A 20,178-nucleotide genomic window follows, 5' to 3' on the forward strand; every position below is an offset into this window, starting at 1 on the left:
GTGTAAATCTATCCTACGACGGTCGCTTAGCTTATAACTAAAGCTTTTCACTTTAATTTGACTCCTTAGGTAAAATTATACTAGGGATTTAACTTACAATACTACGGCTCCGACCGTAGTATCCATTAACAGAGTAGAGATGTTATCAATATCCTTTAGATCCTATGGTCAAGCCATAGGATGACATCATTTTTTCATTATGTCATTCCAAAATATTACAAAATAGAGTGATATTTTATATCTATAGAACTAACCCACATTATGAGAAAAATTAGAAATTTTAAATGTATTTGGACATGTACTTTGGTTAGCATTTGGTGCATTAGCTAGCAAAGCAGACAAATCTTTTTGGCTTGGCTCATTAGCATTTTTAGGTAATGATATATACACATCAACTAGCATACCATCTTTACAATTTAGATATACTTTATTACTAGTACCAACCCCAAAACTTTGATTAAAAGCATTATCAAACTGTTCAATAGTTATATCTTTACCAATATTTTGGCTAAATAACTGCTCTAATTTCGAATCATTTATTTGATTTACAAAAGTAGCTGCTTGAGTATAGTATTGGTTTTGATCATGTAATTGACAAGTTCCATGCTTATACCATTCATGGCGTTGTAAACATGAAGAGTCATTATATCCTGGCATCACACTATGCAGCAACCCCATGGTTTTATCATCTAAATTTAATGGCGCATAATTACAAAAATCAGATTGTTTCTGAGCACCACAAAAACCATAATTAGTACCACAAGTATCTTGATTTGGCCAAAATCCATGTAGCGAAAAACTCTTAGCCGCTGCACTATCTACAGGTAGATTTTTACACTCTTGTTTTCCAGCACTTAAGCCATAAGTCTCACAAAATGCCGGCTGCCAACTTAAAGCTAATACATAGCTATCAGCAAGTCCAGGCTCTTGGACACATTGTTTAGCAGGAGTATCACCTCCTTCTTCAATATCTGCGATACCACAACTACTACTTACCCAGCGCAACTGGCTTTCACTAGCATTTGAAATAAATACTCTAAACCAATCAGGATTAGTATCTTTATTTTTTTCCTGAATAGAGTAAGTTTGCCCTGCAATTACATAAGTATTATCAGGATTAGTCATTTTGTTTTTTGATATATATGCTTGACACGATGACTCTGCTGTAAATGTACCTTTAGCAGGCACTGCGTACACTGATGTAGTAACTAATGCCAAGAAGACAATCGCTAAGGTACGAATTGTTATTTTCATATAAGTAAATTTTTGGTTAACTTCAAATAATAATTATAACTTAATTAGAAGTATTTCGAGAAACTAACTTCTGACAAACTTTCTCTAATGAAACCTCTTTCTCCTTCAATAGAACTAATAAATGAAATAATAAATCCGCCGTCTCAGAAATTAACTCATCATCTGAATCCTGCTTCATTGCAGCAATTACAACTTCTACACCTTCTTCGCCAACTTTTTGAGCGATTCTAGGTAATCCTTTTTTAAATAAACTAGCCAAATAGCTATTCTCAGGTAAATAGTCTTTTCTTTCAGCAATTAGTTTTTCTAATTTATCTATTATATACAGTGAGCTATTTTCTTCATTTTTAGTAAAACATGATTTACTACCAGTATGACAAGTTGGACCGTACGGTATAGCTTTTATAAGTATAGAGTCATTATCACAATCAACAGCAATATCTTTTAATTCAAGGAAATTATCGCTTTCTTCTCCTTTAGTCCACAATCGCTTCTTACTACGACTATAGAAAGTCACTTTGCCGATTTCTAAAGTTTTCTCTAAAGATTCTTTACTCATATAGCCTAGCATTAAGACACTATTATCAATTGCTGATTGAATAATAGCTGGAACTAAATTATCCATTTTTTGCCAAGCTATAGACTCTATAATTTTGTTATCCATTTTGTATCCTATTTTACTATTCTTGTCGGTATATTGTTTTTAAAAAGCTCTTGTTTTAACTCAGGTATAGCAATAATATCATCGTGAAATACACTAGCTGCCAAAGCACCATCAATCTCTGTGTACTTAAATACATCAATAAAATGCTGAATCTCACCAGCTCCACCAGAGGCAATAACTGGGATTGAGACATTCGATTGAACTTCTCTAAGATGCTCTAGATCATAGCCACCTTTGACACCATCTTGATTCATACAATTAAGTACTATCTCACCAGCACCACGAGACTCTACCTCTTTTGCCCAACTAACAGGATCTAATAATGTCTGTACAGTTTTATCAGCACTACCTGTATATTGACAAACTTTAAATTTACCATCAATAAATTTGCTATCAATACCAACGACCACACACTGACTACCAAATTCATAAACTAGCTCATCTATCAAATCAGGTCTAGCTAATGCTGCTGAGTTTACAGATATTTTATCTGCCCCTTCATTAAGTATAGCTCGAGCATTTTCTACAGATTTAATTCCACCAGCTACACAAAATGGGATATTTATCTTTTTAGCTATCTCTTGTATCCATTTGATAGAAAGTAACTTATTATCAGGACTAGCACCAATATCATAAAATACCAGCTCATCAGCTCCTGCATCTGAGTATTTCTGAGCTAGCTCAATAATATCGCCAATGATTCTATGATTTCTAAATTTTACACCTTTGACAACTACACCATCTTTGACATCAAGACATGGAATTATTCTTTTTGTTAACATTCTAAAGCCTCTTGTAGCGTAAATTTATTCTCATATAAAGCTTTGCCTATGATAACACCATAAGTATTCTGCTCTTTTAGAATTTCTAAATCTTCTAAGCTACCAACCCCACCAGAAGCCATAAACTGAACATCTGGATATATAGATGAGTAAATTCTATATAGCTCAAAATTTGGACCTTGTAGCATACCATCTCGTGAAATATCAGTACATAAAACATACTCAAGACCATCACCAAGATAAGTTTGCAATATCTCATCTAAAGTTGTTGTACTAGATTCTTGCCAGCCATGCGTTGCGATATAAGGTATTCCTTCTTTGATAAATACATCTAAAGCTAAAACTATCTTCTCAGCCCCATATCTCTCAAAAAACTTCTTTGTTAATGCTATGTCCTTAACAGCCAAGCTACCAATAACCACTCTATCAACACCAATTTCTAGAAGTTTTTCGATAGTCTCAAAATCTTTGACTCCGCCACCAACTTGTAGAGTCATATTACAGTTTTCTCTAATCTTCTGAATAGTCTCAAATTGACAAGTTTGGCCTTTTTTAGCGCCATCTAAATCTACAACATGGATAAACTCTGCACCAGCTTGTTGATATGCTTTTGCAACATCTTTTGGCTCAAGCTCATAAGTAGTAGTTTTATTAAAATCACCCTTTTCTAAACGAACACATTTGCCATTTATGAGATCTATCGCTGGAAATATATTCATTTACAAAGCTCCTTGTATAAAATTCTCTAAAATCTTCATTCCAACCCTACCCGACTTCTCAGGATGAAATTGAATGCCATAGAAATTATCTTTATTTACCATCGCAGTGAAATCATTTATATAGTCATTAGTAGCTATGCTAAATTGATTAAGCTCAGCATAAAAACTATGCACAAAATATACATAATCATCTTCTGCGATATCTTTAAATAAAAAATGATCCTTATTTATATTTTGTAAACTATTCCAACCCATGTGTGGAATACTAAAACCTTGCGTTTTTTTAAAAGCTTTTACTTTTTCAGGAAAAATACCTAAACAATATGTATCACCTTCTTCAGAAAAACTATACATAATCTGCATTCCTAAGCAGATCCCTAACACTGGTTGTGTCAGCTCTGGAATAAGCTTATCCAAATCATATTTTTTTAGATTTGTCATTGCTGATTTAGCATGCCCTACACCTGGTAAAATCACACAGTCTGCTTTTTTAATAACTTCAGCATTATGTGTTAGGACTATTTCTTGCCCTAATTTCTCAAAGGCATATTTTATCGAAGCAAAATTACTACCACAACAATCTATTATCGCTATCATAACACTCCTTTTGAACTAGGAATCTCATCTATACCATTTTTGGCAATCGCTTGTTTAAGCACTTTTCCTAATCCTTTAAAACAAGCTTCTATCATATGATGAGTATTCTCACCAGTTACTTTGATATGTAGTGTTGCTTTTAGACCTTCAGCAAAAGATACAAAGAAATGCTTCACCAACTCTACTGATAAATCCCCAACCATCTCTCGATCAAAATTCGCTTCAAATGAGCAATAATTTCTGCCACTTAAATCTAGAGCAATCTCAACTAAAGCCTCATCCATAGGTAATAAAAAACCATAACGATTAATACCGTATTTATCGCCAAGAGCTTGAGCAATTGCTTGAGAAAGAGTAATTGCTACATCTTCAACACAATGATGATCATCTATATGAAGATCACCTTTTGCCTTAATTACGGCACTTATCCCAGCATGTTTTACAATCTGATCAAGCATATGATCAAAGAAGCCAAGACCTGTATCGATTTCTCGAGTTCCAGGAACATCTAGATTAACCTTTACAATAATATCAGTCTCATTAGTTACACGCTTAATTTCAGCTACTCTAGGTTTATTTAATATAGCTGTAGTTATATCATCCCAAGATTGATAATTTCCAATACCAAATTGAATAGGATTAACTTTAATATTGTGAGCCAACTGTACATCCGTTTCTCTATCTCCAATCACATAGCTATCTTTTAGAGAAATCTTTTGCTCTACTAAATAATCCATCAACAAACCAACTTTAGGCTTACGACAATTACAGTTTTCATGAGCAAAATGTGGACAAATTAAAACTTCTTCAAATGCAATACCTTGTGATTTAAATACCTTCATCATCAAGTCATGAGGTGCATCAAAATCTTCTTGCGGAAAAGACTCAGTACCTAAGCCATCTTGATTTGATACCATTACAAGTTTAAAGCCTGCTTTTTGTAACTTTTTAAGAGCTTCAAAAACACCTTCAAAAAACTCTAATTTCTCGATACTATCAACTTGTTTATCTATAGAAGGCTCAACTATTAAAGTACCATCTCTATCAATGAATAAATATTTATTTTGTTTCATATTCGCTACTTAATTTTTGTAATACTTCGATTAATCTTTTATTTTCAGATACTGTTCCTATGCTAATTCTTAGAACTTTTTCATCATTGAAAAAATGCGCCATAGAACGAACTACTATTTTATTATCTATCAGTTTATTAAAGATACTTTCTCTAAATCTGACTAATATAAAGTTAGCATCTGATGACCACAATTTATCAATAATCTTCATTTGCGATAATGCTTGATATAAATGTTCCCTTTGTTCTTTTACTTCAATAATTTGACTAGCTATATTTGCTAAATTCTCATCATCAAGCATTGCTAATATAGTACTTTCGGTAGTTTTTGGGATTGGATATGGTGCTAAGATTTTTCTCAACCAAACTATTCTATCTGAATTAGTAATTACCACCCCTAGCCTAAGACCTGCCATACCAAAAGATTTTGACAAGGTTCTTAGTACAACTAAATTTTCATATTTATTAATGATGCTAGAAACAGACTTTTCATTACTAAATTCAATATATGCCTCATCAACTACAACTACACAATTGCCAGCTAATTCAGATAGAATTTGCTCAATATCAGCTAAGGGTATAGATTTACCAGTAGGATTATTAGGAGTACATAAAAATAATAACTTACAGTTATCAGGAATATTTGCTAAAAGCTCTGTAACATTAATCTCAAAGTTATTTCCTTCTTTTAGCTTAAGAGTCTTATAATCAACACCCTGTAATTGAGCAGCTATTTTATACATCCCAAAAGTAGGCTCAACTGCAAAAGCAGAATCTGTTTGATACTCACAATATAATCTAAATAATAGATCAATCCCCTCATCACTACCTCTAGTAACTAATAGATTGCTTGCATCAACATCGTATATCTTTGCTAGTTTCTCAACCAATCTCTTTGGTTGTGGCTCAGGATAACGATTATATAAATACTCATCATTATATGGTGATTCATTAGCATTTAACCAAATATCTCCATCTACTTTTAAAGAGCGTGCAGATGAGTATGCACTAAATTTTTGTAAATCTTTACGAATAAGACTTTCTGTAGTTTGATTTTGCACAATCTTTTGCATAATGTTATAAACTCTCCAAACGAATAGCTATTGCATTTTCATGAGCTTTGAGACCTTCTATATCAGCTAATCTCATTGCTATTTGACCTATATTTTTTATACCTTGTTTTGATACATTTTGGATACTTATAGCTTTCATAAAATCTATAGTTGCTAAACCACTATAGGCTTTTGCATATCCATAAGTAGGTAGCACGTGATTAGATCCTGTAATGTAATCGCCTAATGCTTCTGCCGCCCAAGGACCTACAAATACAGCACCTGCATTTTCGATACTATCAATATAATTATCTGCAGTTTCAATATTTAAAATAAGATGCTCAGAAGCATATTCATTAGCTATATTAATTGCTTGGCTAAGTGTATCTACAACAATAATAGAGCTATTTTCTAAAGCTTTTTCAATAATAGCTTTTCTTTGGGCTATACTAGTTTGCTTAGAAACTTCATCTCTAACCTTATCTGCTAAAATTTGACTAGTTGTAATTAATAAAGCTTGTGAGTCTGTGCCATGCTCAGCCTGAGCTAGCAAATCTGCAGCAACAAATCTAGGATCGGCCACCTCATCAGCAACTACCAAAACCTCTGAAGGCCCTGCTGGCAAATCTATTGCAGCACCTTGACTATCATTACATACTTGTTGTTTTGCCTCTGTAACCCAAGAATTTCCAGGGCCATAAATTTTATTAACTTTGGATACAGTTTCTGTACCATAAGCTAGAGCAGCTATAGCTTGAGCACCACCTAACTTATAAATCTTTGAAACCTTACAAATATCAGCTGCTATTAAAATTAATGGATGAATATTGCCTTCTTTATCACAAGGAGTAGTTACATAAATCTCTTTACAACCTGCAATTTGCGCTGGAGCAGCTAACATTATTAGCGTAGAAACTAAAGGTGCTGAACCACCAGGTACATACAGACCAACCTTTTCGATAGGCTTATAGATTTTTTTACAAACCACACCATCATTAGTATCACAAACAGTTGTTTTTGGTTTCATTACCTCATGATAGTTAGATATACGCGCAATAGAGTTTTTAACTAACTCAATATCATCTTGTGAAACTAATGAATAAGCTTTTTTAATCTCATCTGCTGAGACTTCAATATTATCTAAATCGACACCATCAAACTTAGAAGTAAATTTATAAAGAGCTTTATCACCATTCTGCTTAACCTCATTTAAAATATCTCTAACACCTGTAATTAAGCTAGCTTTATTAGCTGAAACTGGGCGAGACAGAAGCTCAGTTTGCTTAGCTACACTAAGTTCTTGCCAATTATATATTTCAATCATTGTCGTTACTTACTCCAACATTTTCTCAATTGGTAAAACTAATATAGAACTAGCACCAGCTGCTTTTAGCTTTTCTAAAGTTCCCCAAAAAACACCTTCTTTGGTAACTAAATGTATCGCAACTTTAGTATCTCCATATATTGGCATTATAGTTTGACCCTCATGCCCTGGTAAAATATGGGTAATTGTATCAACAGCATTTTTATCTATATGGAACATAATATACTTACGCTCTTGAGCATGTTTGACACCCTCAATCCTTCTAAGCAATAATTGGTAATACTCTTCAAGCTCTGCACCAAAACTCTCATTTGAGCGAATTAAAATAGCTTGGCTTTTCATGATAGTATGAATTTCTTTAAGATTATTCTCTTCTAATGTTCTACCAGTAGAAACCAAGTCACATATTGAGCTAGACATTTGTAAGTTTGGAGCTATCTCAACTGATCCTGAAATAGATAATGGATCTAGATTTAAATTATTTTCATCTGAAAACTTCTGCACTAAATGAGGATATGATGTCGCTATACGAGTATTTTTAAGTGTACTAATATCATCACTTGCATCATTAGGTACTGCTATAGATAATCTACAATAGCCAAATCCTAACTTCTTAGTTTTGATAATGTCATTTTTCTTAGTGGTATTTTTGATACTTAATAAATACTCTTCTAAAACATTCTCACCGACTATTCCAAAATCACAAACATTACCATTAACTAGAGTTGGAATATCATCATCTCTCACAAAAAGAAAATCAATTGGAGCATTTAATGAATGGCATAACAAGTTACTTTTACTTGAGAACTCTACTTTAATACCTATTTTGTTGAATAATTCCATAGAATTGTCATATAGTCTGCCTTTTTTTTGTACAGCTACTCTTAATCTTTCTCTCATTTTAGCTCTCTTTATTGATTTTATTATATATGGTATTGTAACCATTAGTTCCATAACTAAGGCATCTTGCAACTCTGCTAATAGTTGTAAGGCTAACTCCTGTTTCAGCATGTATCTGCCTATAAGGCTTATCTTTTTTTAGCTCTTTAACTACTCTCCAACGTGCAGCCATTGCCATCAAATCTACAGGAGTACATAAATCTTCTAAAAAAAGCTTAGCTTCTTCGACAGAATCAAAGTTTGTAAAGACCTCATAAAGATCATGCAGATTTTCTTCATTATTTTTTATTTCAGACATCTATTATTCAATTAATTAATGTATTAATGTACTATCATAGTAGTACATAAGAACAGCAAATACAAACAAAAATATTGGCTAATATAATATATTTACTTATTAGAGAAAAATATTACATAAATAAGGGCTTTACTCTTCTAACTCGATGCCTTTAGTCTCAGGCATAGTTGCTATGATAATAACTATAATTATAGAAGCTATTAGAGCATAAAAACTAGGAGCAACATTACCAAAATACATAACTAACGCTGCTGATACCATTGGTACAGTTCCTCCTAACAATGCATTACTTATATTATATCCAGTTGCTACACCACTAAATCTTAGATGTGTTGGAAATAGCTCATTGATTGTGACTACAAATGTCGCTGTAGCTGCTGATATTAATAACATTATCACAGTCATAATTAATGTTATAACAATTTGTGAATCTGTATTAGTCATAATATAAAACGCAGGTATTATCAAAGTCCCAATCCCAATACAAGATATTAATAATACTTTTTTTCTACCAATTTTATCTGATAGTCCACCCCATATTGGAGCTGTTGTAAAATAGAAAAACGCTGCAATCATAGACATCAGCATTGCTGTGTGTACAGAATAACCCAAATCACTTTTTAGAAATGTTGGTATAAAGCCAGAAACCATATAGTATACAATTCCTAAATAACCTGCTAAAGCAAACACAATAAAGATTTGATAAGGATATTCTTTAACTGCAGAGACTACAGGAGTATCATCTAACATCCCATCTTCTTTTGATTTAAGATACTCAGGGGACTCATCTGATGCAAACTGAAGTATCAAAACAACAATAGCTAGTATCGCTCCAACAATAAAGCAAATTCTCCAACCATAAGCATGCATCTGATCAGAGTTTAAAAAACTTGTTAAGATATAGACTATAAATGTACCTAAAAAGACACCTAAGCCTGAGAAAAACGTACCAAAAGCAGTAATCAACCCACGCTTACTATCGGGTGCACCTTCACTTAATACTGCAAGTACACCATTATATTCACCACCTATTGAGAAACCTTGAATCATTCTAGCCAGGAGAATAATTATCACAGATGCAATTCCCAAACTTCCATAACCTGGAGTAAAAGCTATCATAGCAGTAGATATAAACATCAGCGCCACAGTAAATATTAATACATGCTTACGCCCTTTTTTGTCCCCGAGATTACCAAAGAAAATCCCGCCTATGGGTCTCATCAAATATCCAGCAGCAAACAATCCAAATGTTTTTAATATAGCAACAGAAGAATTATTATCCGGAAAAAATGTTGCAGAGATATAAATAGTTACATACGTAAATAGAGCAAAATCAAAATACTCTACAGTTGTTGCAAAACCTGCAAATATTATATTTTTGGGAGATACCTTTTTTTGCATTTCAATAATTTCAAACTTATTTTTAACTATTATGATGAATAATAATTTAATTTGCAAAAATACTCTTATATCATTGTTTTATAAAAACTTTTTTATTTACTATAAAAATGAGATATATAAATATAAAGCTTGCAACTATTATACTTGCTATAATCGGTATATTGAGTCCAGGCTTTGCTAACAAAAGTACTAGTTCAAGCATTGCAAGCATTAGTCTAAAGCAAAAAGCTATTGAAAATGTTCAATACAGTATCTTTAACCAAAAAGCCGCAGATACATATTTGCATAATGCTATAAATGCTCTTGAATTAGCTATGAAGCAAACTGATCCTGATAGCAAAGAGCTCCTACAATTAGGTTTATCATTGTTTTCTCTTCAGATTGAAACAAAAGAATATAACCAAGCTGGTGAAACTTTAGATATGCTGGTAGAAAATTTCCCTGACAACCCTATTGTACAAATATATGACTCAGCATATTCATATATTTTTGATTTTAGTAGCTTTAGAAAAGCATTTGCTAAATTAGAAACATCCAAATGGCCTGATATGCCAGTGTATATAAATGCTTTTGATATTATCAAAAGAAGTTTTAACCTACACATAAATACTGGCTCTAATCAAATACAACTTGAGAGAGGCTCTATACCTGTAATTGTAATTTTAGGATCTCCGTTAAACTCTAATGCAAGTATGAATGAATATTTAGTAAGAAGGCTATTCAAAGGTTTAGATGCATACTATAGGTTCTCAAATGCAAGAATTATAGTCAGTGGTGGTCGAGTTACAGGAGGCAAAACAGAATCTTATCAAATGAGACAATGGCTAGTTAATAGTGGTGTACCCTTAGATAAAATCATACTAGAAGACCAATCTTTTAATATGGTGTGGCAAGGTTTTAATACTTTTATGACTATAAAAAATATGAACCCTAAACCTACAGATATTATTTTAGTTACTTCAACAGCAGATATTAGAAGAGCTAGTGCTATATTTAAACAGGAAGCATTTGACAACAATATGCTGGATATAAAGATTCATAATTTAGCTTCTGAGACTAAAGGATACAATATAATGTACCCCCTTACAGATTATGAAAAAGTAATGATTATCAAAGATACTCTTAGAACAGCTGGAATATGGCAAATGCCAGGTATGGTTTTCTAGTCATTACCTTCAAATTCATCTATAAACTTCTGAGCTGCAGCAATTCTTTCTTTACATAACTGATAACTTTTTGAGGCTTGTTCTAGCATTGGTGCTAATTCATCTAACAGAGCAGGATTATCTTGTTGCTCTTGAAGTTTCTCATTAATCTCTTCTAATATTTGATAATTTTTTGCAAATTTTTTACTTTGAGTTGCCATTTTCTTTCACCTCTACTTGTATATTTCCATCGGCATAAACTATCTCTAAATCTGAGTATGCTTGTGCTTGTTTTTGAGTTGTTATATATTTGCCATCTGTTGTCTTTGTCAAGCTAAAGCCTCTTTTAAGAGTTGGCTCTATTGATACAGATAATATCTGCTTATAAAGAGATTCGCTTGTTTGATTATAGTATTTTAAAATATTTCGAGCTGTATTAGTTGACTGATTATATGAATTATAAATGTTATTTTCATAACTTCTTATCAAGCTTTTTGAGCTTGATAATATATTTTCATGCATAGTATTCACGGTTTTATCATATAGCTTAGTAACTCCCCTTGCTATAGAAGTAGATTCTTTATAGTTATGATCAACACTTTGATTCATTTGATAGAGATAATGTTCTATACGTGTTTTAAAATTATGATACAGATTATCTAATTGATGTTTATTTTGTTTAGCTAAATTTTTAGTAATTCTTACTATCGATTCATAATTATATTTAGCGTTTATTGCATTATCAATAATTGTATTCGCTATATAATTTATAACCTTAGATGGCGTATCAAATCTTTTTGTACATATCTCATCTAAAACTGTGCTATCTCTTTCATGTCCTATACCAACTAGCACGGGAATTTCACTATTACAAATACTTTCAGCTGGTAGTATATTATTAAACCAGTCAAGATCAGCCTGAGAACCCCCTCCTCGGATTAATACTATCGCATCATATTTATCAGCAATTGTTGCTATTTTAGCAAATGCTGTTGAGACACTTTTTGCACATTCTGCGCCTTGCATCTTTGCTTCATATATATCAAAGTTACATAAACTTAAATCTTGTAATTTATCAGCCTCTTCGAAGAAGTCTCCTTTACCTGCAGCCGTTATACTTGTGATTACTGCAACATTGGTTAAATCATCTGGCATATTAAGAACTTTATTTCTCTCTAAAATACCTTTTCCGGACAAGCTTTGTAGAATCTCAATTTTACGAGCTTGCCTATCACCAAGTGTAAAGGCAGGATCTATATCTATTATATTTAGACTAAGTCCAAAACTAGTATGATAATTTACACTTACCCTAAATAAGACTTTCATATCTGTTTTTAGAGTTTCTCCAGTAGCTTGACTAAATTTACTATGGATATAATCAACTTTATTTGCCCAACAGTTACATCTAATTTTAGCTATAGGAAATTTACTAACACCATCATGCTCTATAAGCTCACCATAGTAATGTTTACCAGATCTACGCCATTCAGATAGCTCTGCAACTACCCAAAAACCTTCATAGCCGAAACTCATTTCAATAGTACTTTTTATAAGCTCAAGAAACTCACTTAACTTCAATGATTCTTGCATAATAGTATTAATTAGAAAGTTTAATTGAGATAGATTCTACACTTACGAAATTATTATACAACTGTTATCAAACTCGCTAACCTCGAGATCTAAAATATTTTTATTGCCTATCAAAAGTTGCCGTAACTTCATAAACATCAACACTCTCTTCATTAGCTACTCCCATAAAATGAGTATCAGGACTGAATATAAGCTGAAGAGGCTTATCTTTTAGATAAAATGCTTGAGATAAGACAAACCCATTAAATACTTGTATAGCCGATTCACTCATTATGGCTGTAACTTTATCGACATGCTCCACATCAATAAGGGAAGCATCAAAACCTCTTTGCAAAATAAGTTTATCTTCTATCGCATTTGTTTTAGCGTTAATCTCTCTAATATCAAAGCTATACTCATATGCTACTAGAAACATCTGTTTTTCATCATATGCATATATTTGATAAGGCTCTAGCTCCAGATTAACACTTGATGTAAGTCTCACTCCCACACCATTAAGTAAATACATTTTTAAGGCTCCTTGGCTAAGCCCAGAATCACCATTTTTTAAAGCTACTACCATCCGTAGTGTTTTCTTGTCTTTATCTTTTAGTATTCCAAAATCCTTAATCGTATTACCTGGGTAATACACTAGTTTACTGTAGCGATTAATTGTGCCATCATTCAAAATATCATATTTATATATCTGCTCTTTAGATCTAATATAAACATAATCAAAGCCTGCATCGGCATAAAACTTAAATCCAAGTGGAATATAGCTCAAAGACTTAGAGTCTGTCTTATCTAAATTCCCATCATTCCCTATGTTAAATATAATTAAGAAGCCTTTATTACTATCTTCTTCGTGTGTCAATACATAAATTTTACTTTTAAACTTCTCAACAGCTATAATATTCTGGGTTATATGTTCACTTGATATCTGTGAGTTAACTCTACTTGATATAGGAGACACGCCATATTCAGAGATTATATGCTCTGAAAATAAATACAATCGGGATCCATTTTCAGAGATAATCGCTTTTAAGACTTTGCTACCAATATTAGTTTCACTATCAAAACAACTAGAAGATACAGCACTATTACTTATTGAATAGTTTAGCTTTATAGCACTACTGCAGTACTGTATTCCTTCACGATATATCGAGTATAGTCTAGAGTTTTTTCCTTCTGACATAGCTAGTGTTTGAACATTAGGCTCATATACTGTACTTATATAACCTGGCTGAGCCTTATGATTATCTTTACTGGCACGAACAAAGCTAGCTTGAATATTAGTACTAAAAAATGTTAACAATATACTTATACAAAATATTTTTTTCGCCATACTCATAAATTGTAATATCTACATAGTTTTATTAAGTAGTATTTGCAAGTATACATGACTATGAAAAATATTTAAGTTTATCTAAGTTATATATCAAGCTAGAAGTTAGATAGCTATTGTAGACAAACTCCTCTTTGACCAAAGTAACAAAAAAATGCTATATTAAGCAAAATATTTTATAAAAAATAATGAAGTTAGTAATAACTATGAATAAAACAAAAATAGGCTTTGCAAGTATAAATAATATAACTACAGAGGAAATAAATACTCTTGTCAAAATTATTAATGATGCCTATAGGAGTGCTGAAGGAGATCTATGGATAGATTCTGCAAAAAGAACAACTTTTAATGAATTAAAGACTCTAATTAATAATAATCAGATAATTATCGCAACAAATAATAATCAGATGATCGGCTCTGTAAAAGTCACAAGACTCTCAGATAATATAGCTGAACTTGGAATGCTTGCTACTGCCTTTAACCATAGGAGGCTTGGCGTTGGCACTAAGCTTGTGAATGCTGCAGAAAATTGGGCAAAGAATAATGGCTTTAAAATAATGCAACTTGAACTACTTACCCCTAAACACTATATTAATCCAAGCAAAGAGGTTTTGAAAAGATGGTACACCAAATGTGGGTACATACACCACTCTATAGAGCCATTTAAAAGCTTATTCCCTAATACATACCATCTATTAGCTGTAGAGTGCGACTTTAATATCTATCACAAGCACTCCTTTAGACAAAATTTTATAACGTGCTAGTTACATCAAAAACTTTAACGTTTATCGACAAAGACTCTCCACCTCCTCCTCGGTAAATTGTTCCTGCTGTCGGCGTAGCATCAATATATGTTCTACCACATGCAATACGTACATGATCACTATTAACTTCACAACCATTTGTAGGGTCATATCCTATCCAGCCAATCCACGGTATATATACCTCCACCCATGCGTGCGTAGCGTCACTCATCTCAGTATTATTATAGTGACCACCATTAAATATATATCCTGAACGATATCGAGCAGGTATACCTAAAAGCCTTGCCAAACAAATAAACAGATTTGAAAAGTCTTGACAAACACCTTGCCTAGTAATATAAACATCATAAGCAGTTGTGGCAAAATTAGTAGAGCCTGAGACGTATTTATATTCGTAATAGATTGTTTTATTAATATCATCTAGTACCGCCATAATATCACTATCATTCCTTTTGACAAAAGATACAGCATAATCCATCAACTCTTCAAGTTGAGTTTGTGGCAACTCTACAGACAATAGATATGGAGTCATCATCTGCCTCTGCCATGGCATCCATGAGATTGGCATAGTTGTACGAGAATTAATAGACCTTTTACGCACACTATGATCATTACTCACAGCAATTTTTGTCTTCATTTCTATTGTAAATTCTTTATAAGATTCTTTAGTTTTGAGAAACACAACGTCATTACCAAACACATCAGTATATTCTTCTTTCTCGCAAGCAACTGATATTTTAAGATCATAATTGAGTATACGCTGTTTTGCATCTACAATTGGTTTCATACGAATATCATGTTTACTCAAATTCACTGGAAACTCATAACTGTATTTTGTAGTATGAATAATGTCTAAAACTCTTTCTGAGCTTTCAAAAACTTTATTCTCAACAGGAACATTTAATCGCTCAGGCTGGTATGTATGCCCTCCATAATTACTACTACTTTTATCACTATTCCATACAACACGACCATGAGAAACAGCTACCATTTGACCTGGCAATAATTTTCTCCATGTACCGTCAACGTTTGTATTATTTGAAAATATTGTATAAGTTCTAAGCTCATCTCCATACAAGCCTGTTGCTACATTCACATAACCAATATCTAAATTATTACTATTTGTCGGTGGGTAGAACTTTTTATAATAAATTGGATTAAAATCCTCCTTATCTTGATAAACTACTGTTATATCACCATTAGAAAGAACCAAGTTTACTTGACCAACCTCATTTATCTGCTTCAATAAGTCATAAACATAAAATAGATTATCGTCATTTAGCTCTCTAATATTTTTTTTTCTAAGTTGAGAAAGAATCCAGCATAATATATATTCTGAATCAGTTTTACCGACAGGTTCATAGTCAGAAAAGTTAAGGCATAACGTATTTTGATACATCCTATTTAAATCACCATTATGAACAATAGTCCACTCTTTACCTGCATGAGGTTTCATAAATGGCTGAAGATTTAAATCAGTTTTGTCAAACAAACTATGACTATAAATATGTCCAATAAAAGTGCTAGAACAAAAGTTTGGATTGTTGTCAAACAAAGCACGTAAAGCTTCTACATTTTCAACATGATTATCTTTCATAATCGATACAGCATTATGATTATCATGATACCATCCTATACCCCACATAAATTCTTGTAAGGTTGCGGTATCATCTGCTAAAAAGTTAATTCGTGGAGATATTGGGCAATCTGAAGATATAGCCAAGATATTACTAAACATTAAATATTTTTCCTTTTTATTTCTACCCTTCCAACATTGCTACGTAGAAATCTACATCAGATATAAAGAATTCTTTTGAGATAATAGTTGTAAGTTGTGCCATTGAGTTTATCAGATATGTAATAAATTCATGATTTTTTTCTAGCAATGACTCAGTAGCATTACTTTCAAAGTATTTTATAATTTCCTCTACTTTTGTTCTAGATTGCATACCTATACCTGTCGAATGATATGACATCCTTTTTAACACAGCAAGACAATCATTTAAACAAAAAGTAACTGTTCTAGGATAATCATCTGATTTCAACAAGAACTCCGCTACATCTTTTCTGTTAACGTCAAAATCTGCTTTACGCATAAATGCGTCTTTTGACATTGTATTTAACAACATCTCCTGCCAATACTGTGATTCATCTGTAGTTTCATTCTTTGACGCGAGACTTATATGTCTATGATGATGTATATCACCTAATCTCAATGTAAAGTCAACTCTCTCAATAAGCATACCTAACTTCATAAAGTTATAAGTATCATTCCTTAGAATAAAATTATGATAAAAACCTATCCACAGGAAACAAAACTTAATGATTTTTTTACAGAACTCATCTAGATTTACTACAGAAAATCTATGAGTTTCAGCTGAATTAATCCACAACCACAGCTCATTAATCTCCTCCCACATATCTGCAGCAATCAGATCTCTAATTATCCGAGCATTTTCACGTGCAGAAGATAATGATGAATATATCGAAGATGGATTTTCTTTATCCCAAATCAAAAACTCTTGTATCTTTCTTGCGTTAGACTTTGCACTGTAACCATATTTTTTAATAAATGCCTCTTTACCGCCTAATACCACTACCAAGGGATACCAAATATCTTCAGCATCACCATATATCTCAAGTTCGACATTATATGCCACTTCAATAGCATTAGTTAACATCTGAACTCTTTCGATATTTCTACTTAACCAAAAACAATTTTCTGCTGTACGAGATATCATCATTTCTTATCTCTCCCTAAAACCCATGTATCTTTCGAACCACCACCTTGACTAGAATTCACAACATATGATCCTTCTTTAAGAGCTACTCTTGCAAGCCCTCCTGGTAGTATCCATGTATCTTTACCAGTAACTAAAAACGCTCTCAAATCCACCCTTCTTGGCAATACCTTACCATCGATAAATGTAGGACTTGTAGATAACTCTACTAATGGTTGAGCTATATATGCTCTCGGCTTTTCTTTTATTTTAGTAGCAAACTCTTGTAACTCCTCTGCACTAGCCTGTGGTCCAATAAGCATCCCGTAGCCTCCAGAACCATTAGCTTCTTTGACAACTAATTTATCAAGATTACTCAAAACGTAATTTCTATCATCTTCTTCACTACAAAAATATGTTTTAACTTGGGCTAATATTGGCTTTTCGTTAAGATAATATTCAATCATTTTGTGAACATACGGGTATATTGCTTTGTCATCAGCAATACCATTACCTACAGCATTTGCTAAAACTACATTACCAGCCTTATATGCCTCTATTATGCCAGGTACTCCAAGCATACTTTCAGGATTAAAGAATTCCGGATCTAAAAACTTATCATCTATTCTTCTATAAACTACAGTTACAAGTTTAGGTCCTTTAGTTGTTTTGAGATATACATAATTATTATGTACAAAAAGATCTGAACCTTGTACTAGCTTACATCCCATTTTACGTGCCAGATAGCTATGTTCAAAGTATGCTGAATTATATTGCCCTGGCGTTAAAACTACACTTAAACCTTTTTTACCATCTACAACCGGAGAAATACTAGATAGTGCTTTTCTCAATTCAGTTGGATAATCCACTACTTTTTTAATATTAGCGTTTGCAAACGCCTCAGGAAGTACTTTCATTAGAGAATTACGATTTTCTAATACATAAGAAACACCAGACGGAGTTCTTACATTATCTTCTAATACCATAAAACCACTTTCATCTTTTATAAGATCAAGTCCTGCAATATGGCAATATACACCATGTGGAGGCTTCACGCCTCTCATCTCGGGTAGATACTCTTCTGATGATTCTACAAGCTCTCTTGGTATCACACCATCTTTTAATATTTTTTGCTCGTCATATATGTCATTCAAAAAAGCATTTAGTGCTTTAAGACGTTGTTTTAATCCTTTCTCAAGCTCAGACCACTCTTTTTCAGAGATTATTCTGGGAATTAAATCAAATGGAAAGATCTTTTCTGTACCTTGAGTATCACTATAAACCGTAAAAGTAATTCCATTTTTTAGAAAAGAAGCATCTACAAATTTCTGCTTTTCGTATAAAGATTCTACACTTAACTCATCTATAGTTTTAATTGCCTGAGAAACATCACCACGCACATGACCTTCATTAGAAAAAATTTCATCATACACTCCAGGATAAGGAGCGTAACCTGAAAAAATACTATCATTAGACATATATGAGAGACCTCCAAATAAAATAATCTAACAAATTCATAGTATAATAAATACTTATTTTTGTATACAAAAAAATTACTTTTGTATAAACAATACATTAAAGTTTAACTAATTTTCGCGCACTTGTAGTATAAAGACTACCTAGTTTCTATAAAACAATATCTTCTTATAATTGAAAAATATTAATATTGCTTTGACTACCAACACCTATGAAATTATTTGATAGAAATAAACTACTATCAGAAGTCTCATTTAGAAATAAATTTGATAATAAATAACCCTCTTTTAAATCATAAACAACTACCGAGCTTGAATATACCACAGTAACAAGACTATTGTTTTGCAACAAACCTACAAAATTCCCATTAACCTTATATTCATCACCCAACAACTTTACGCTTTCATCAGTGCCATTAATAAGCTTAGATTTAAAAGCTACTAAAACTTTACTCTGTCCACTGAACTTATCTTTGTATGTGACTATTTTCAGAGGTAAATCTTTATAAACTCTATTATTTGTTTGTCTCACCATACCACTTGAAAAATCATATGTATTAACAAAACCTATTTCTAAACCTTCACTACCAGAATGACCAACTAGCAAAACTTTGCTTTCAGTAGAGCTTTCAGTTATTACAGAAAAATCAGATATCTCTCCAGAAGGTATAGTTATTATTTTTTCATTTTTAATCACTTTTCCATTTCTTTAAAAACTATAAAAATAAATGCTTTTATTACTTTGTATATATACACTTTCAATACTGTTAAACACTATTTTTTTAGGCTTATACCTCAATACGGTGATATTAAGCTCATCTAATGATCCATCTGCATAAACTCTATAAATTATTAATTTACCTTTTTGACTTTTGTCACTCGCAGTTAACAAATATAAATATTTTCCTTCATCTACTAATTTAGCATCTAAAATTTTTTGTATAAATCGCTTTCTAAAAATTTGTCCTTTTAAAGGCTGTTGAGTTAATGAAAGCCCTTTTTCATATGTTTTAATATTGAGTATTTTTTAGATAAATCTGACTCAAAATCTTACTTTTGTGTTTCATATCAGCATTTTATGCTGATATGAATACACC

General features: G+C 32.2%; 20 protein-coding genes. 2 read left to right on the forward strand and 18 right to left on the reverse strand.

All coding sequences use genetic code 11. From position 1 onward, the window contains the following. Nucleotides 1-249 precede the first annotated feature (249 nt). The 11 genes from F3D57_RS09045 to F3D57_RS09095 form a co-directional block, all read right to left on the reverse strand. The gene (locus tag F3D57_RS09045) at nucleotides 250-1,254 is read right to left on the reverse strand and encodes a ribonuclease T2 family protein (protein WP_150466006.1); all 1,005 of its coding nucleotides are present in this window, start codon (nucleotides 1,252-1,254) and stop codon (nucleotides 250-252) included. 40 nt (nucleotides 1,255-1,294) lie between these two features. Then, on the reverse strand, nucleotides 1,295-1,918 hold the full coding sequence (gene hisIE, locus F3D57_RS09050; RefSeq protein WP_150466007.1) for a bifunctional phosphoribosyl-AMP cyclohydrolase/phosphoribosyl-ATP diphosphatase HisIE: 624 nt from the start codon (nucleotides 1,916-1,918) through the stop codon (nucleotides 1,295-1,297). Between the two features lie 8 nt (nucleotides 1,919-1,926). Beyond that, nucleotides 1,927-2,700, reverse strand: coding sequence for an imidazole glycerol phosphate synthase subunit HisF (gene hisF, locus F3D57_RS09055; RefSeq protein WP_150466008.1), 774 nt, complete (start codon nucleotides 2,698-2,700; stop codon nucleotides 1,927-1,929). Next, nucleotides 2,694-3,419, reverse strand: coding sequence for a 1-(5-phosphoribosyl)-5-[(5-phosphoribosylamino)methylideneamino]imidazole-4-carboxamide isomerase (gene hisA / locus F3D57_RS09060; RefSeq protein WP_150466009.1), 726 nt, complete (start codon nucleotides 3,417-3,419; stop codon nucleotides 2,694-2,696). Before hisA ends, hisF begins: the two co-directional genes overlap by 7 nt. Then, a complete protein-coding gene (gene hisH / locus F3D57_RS09065; RefSeq protein WP_146422024.1) occupies nucleotides 3,420-4,016 on the reverse strand; it encodes an imidazole glycerol phosphate synthase subunit HisH in 597 nt (198 codons plus the stop codon). After that, nucleotides 4,013-5,089 (reverse strand): bifunctional histidinol-phosphatase/imidazoleglycerol-phosphate dehydratase HisB, encoded by a 1,077-nt coding sequence (gene hisB, locus F3D57_RS09070; protein ID WP_150466010.1) that lies wholly within the window; start codon nucleotides 5,087-5,089, stop codon nucleotides 4,013-4,015. Before hisB ends, hisH begins: the two co-directional genes overlap by 4 nt. After that, nucleotides 5,076-6,161: a histidinol-phosphate transaminase gene (hisC, locus tag F3D57_RS09075; protein ID WP_150466011.1), complete on the reverse strand. Its 1,086-nt coding sequence runs from the start codon at nucleotides 6,159-6,161 to the stop codon at nucleotides 5,076-5,078. The genes hisB and hisC overlap by 14 nt, the downstream gene beginning before the upstream one ends. Before the next feature lie 4 nt (nucleotides 6,162-6,165). Further along, a complete protein-coding gene (gene hisD / locus F3D57_RS09080) occupies nucleotides 6,166-7,464 on the reverse strand; it encodes a histidinol dehydrogenase (RefSeq protein WP_150466012.1) in 1,299 nt (432 codons plus the stop codon). A gap of 9 nt (nucleotides 7,465-7,473) precedes the next feature. Further along, the gene (hisG, locus tag F3D57_RS09085) at nucleotides 7,474-8,364 is read right to left on the reverse strand and encodes an ATP phosphoribosyltransferase (protein WP_150466013.1); all 891 of its coding nucleotides are present in this window, start codon (nucleotides 8,362-8,364) and stop codon (nucleotides 7,474-7,476) included. 1 nt (nucleotide 8,365) lies between these two features. Further along, nucleotides 8,366-8,662 (reverse strand): YerC/YecD family TrpR-related protein, encoded by a 297-nt coding sequence (locus F3D57_RS09090; protein ID WP_150464376.1) that lies wholly within the window; start codon nucleotides 8,660-8,662, stop codon nucleotides 8,366-8,368. Between the two features lie 129 nt (nucleotides 8,663-8,791). Next, nucleotides 8,792-10,063: an MFS transporter gene (locus tag F3D57_RS09095; protein ID WP_041263927.1), complete on the reverse strand. Its 1,272-nt coding sequence runs from the start codon at nucleotides 10,061-10,063 to the stop codon at nucleotides 8,792-8,794. A 107-nt stretch (nucleotides 10,064-10,170) separates the two neighbouring features. On the opposite strand from F3D57_RS09095, the gene F3D57_RS09100 reads away from it, so the two are divergent. Continuing rightward, nucleotides 10,171-11,229, forward strand: a complete 1,059-nt coding sequence (locus tag F3D57_RS09100; protein ID WP_224728174.1) for an ElyC/SanA/YdcF family protein — start codon at nucleotides 10,171-10,173, stop codon at nucleotides 11,227-11,229. On the opposite strand, the gene xseB is transcribed toward F3D57_RS09100, so the two are convergent. The 3 genes from xseB to F3D57_RS09115 form a co-directional block, all read right to left on the reverse strand. Further along, nucleotides 11,226-11,429, reverse strand: a complete 204-nt coding sequence (gene xseB / locus F3D57_RS09105; protein WP_004287964.1) for an exodeoxyribonuclease VII small subunit — start codon at nucleotides 11,427-11,429, stop codon at nucleotides 11,226-11,228. The two genes, F3D57_RS09100 and xseB, sit on opposite strands and share 4 nt — an antisense overlap. Then, nucleotides 11,413-12,798, reverse strand: coding sequence for an exodeoxyribonuclease VII large subunit (gene xseA, locus F3D57_RS09110; RefSeq protein ID WP_150466014.1), 1,386 nt, complete (start codon nucleotides 12,796-12,798; stop codon nucleotides 11,413-11,415). Before xseA ends, xseB begins: the two co-directional genes overlap by 17 nt. A 100-nt stretch (nucleotides 12,799-12,898) precedes the next feature. Continuing rightward, entirely contained in the window at nucleotides 12,899-14,128 is a 1,230-nt protein-coding gene (locus F3D57_RS09115) for a hypothetical protein (protein WP_150466015.1), read from the reverse strand. A 200-nt stretch (nucleotides 14,129-14,328) separates the two neighbouring features. Here F3D57_RS09115 and F3D57_RS09120 point away from each other — a divergent pair, with 200 nt between their 5' ends. Beyond that, nucleotides 14,329-14,886, forward strand: a complete 558-nt coding sequence (locus tag F3D57_RS09120) for a GNAT family N-acetyltransferase (RefSeq protein WP_150466016.1) — start codon at nucleotides 14,329-14,331, stop codon at nucleotides 14,884-14,886. Here F3D57_RS09120 and F3D57_RS09125 read toward each other — a convergent pair. The 4 genes from F3D57_RS09125 to F3D57_RS09140 all read right to left on the reverse strand — a co-directional run bounded on the left by F3D57_RS09125 (nucleotide 14,873) and on the right by F3D57_RS09140 (nucleotide 19,778). Further along, a complete protein-coding gene (locus F3D57_RS09125; RefSeq protein WP_013922928.1) occupies nucleotides 14,873-16,624 on the reverse strand; it encodes a class II glutamine amidotransferase in 1,752 nt (583 codons plus the stop codon). The two genes, F3D57_RS09120 and F3D57_RS09125, sit on opposite strands and share 14 nt — an antisense overlap. Nucleotides 16,625-16,646: 22 nt before the next feature. After that, the gene (locus F3D57_RS09130; protein ID WP_146422123.1) at nucleotides 16,647-17,627 is read right to left on the reverse strand and encodes an alpha-E domain-containing protein; all 981 of its coding nucleotides are present in this window, start codon (nucleotides 17,625-17,627) and stop codon (nucleotides 16,647-16,649) included. Next, nucleotides 17,627-19,084 carry a circularly permuted type 2 ATP-grasp protein gene (locus tag F3D57_RS09135; RefSeq protein ID WP_150466017.1) on the reverse strand — a complete coding sequence of 486 codons (1,458 nt, stop codon included), beginning with the start codon at nucleotides 19,082-19,084 and terminating at the stop codon, nucleotides 17,627-17,629. The genes F3D57_RS09130 and F3D57_RS09135 overlap by 1 nt, the downstream gene beginning before the upstream one ends. A gap of 166 nt (nucleotides 19,085-19,250) precedes the next feature. Beyond that, on the reverse strand, nucleotides 19,251-19,778 hold the full coding sequence (locus tag F3D57_RS09140; RefSeq protein ID WP_224728175.1) for a hypothetical protein: 528 nt from the start codon (nucleotides 19,776-19,778) through the stop codon (nucleotides 19,251-19,253). Between the last annotated feature and the right edge of the window lie 400 nt (nucleotides 19,779-20,178).

The organism is Francisella sp. SYW-2, assembly GCF_008711475.1.
GTDB classification, from domain to species: domain Bacteria; phylum Pseudomonadota; class Gammaproteobacteria; order Francisellales; family Francisellaceae; genus Francisella; species Francisella salimarina.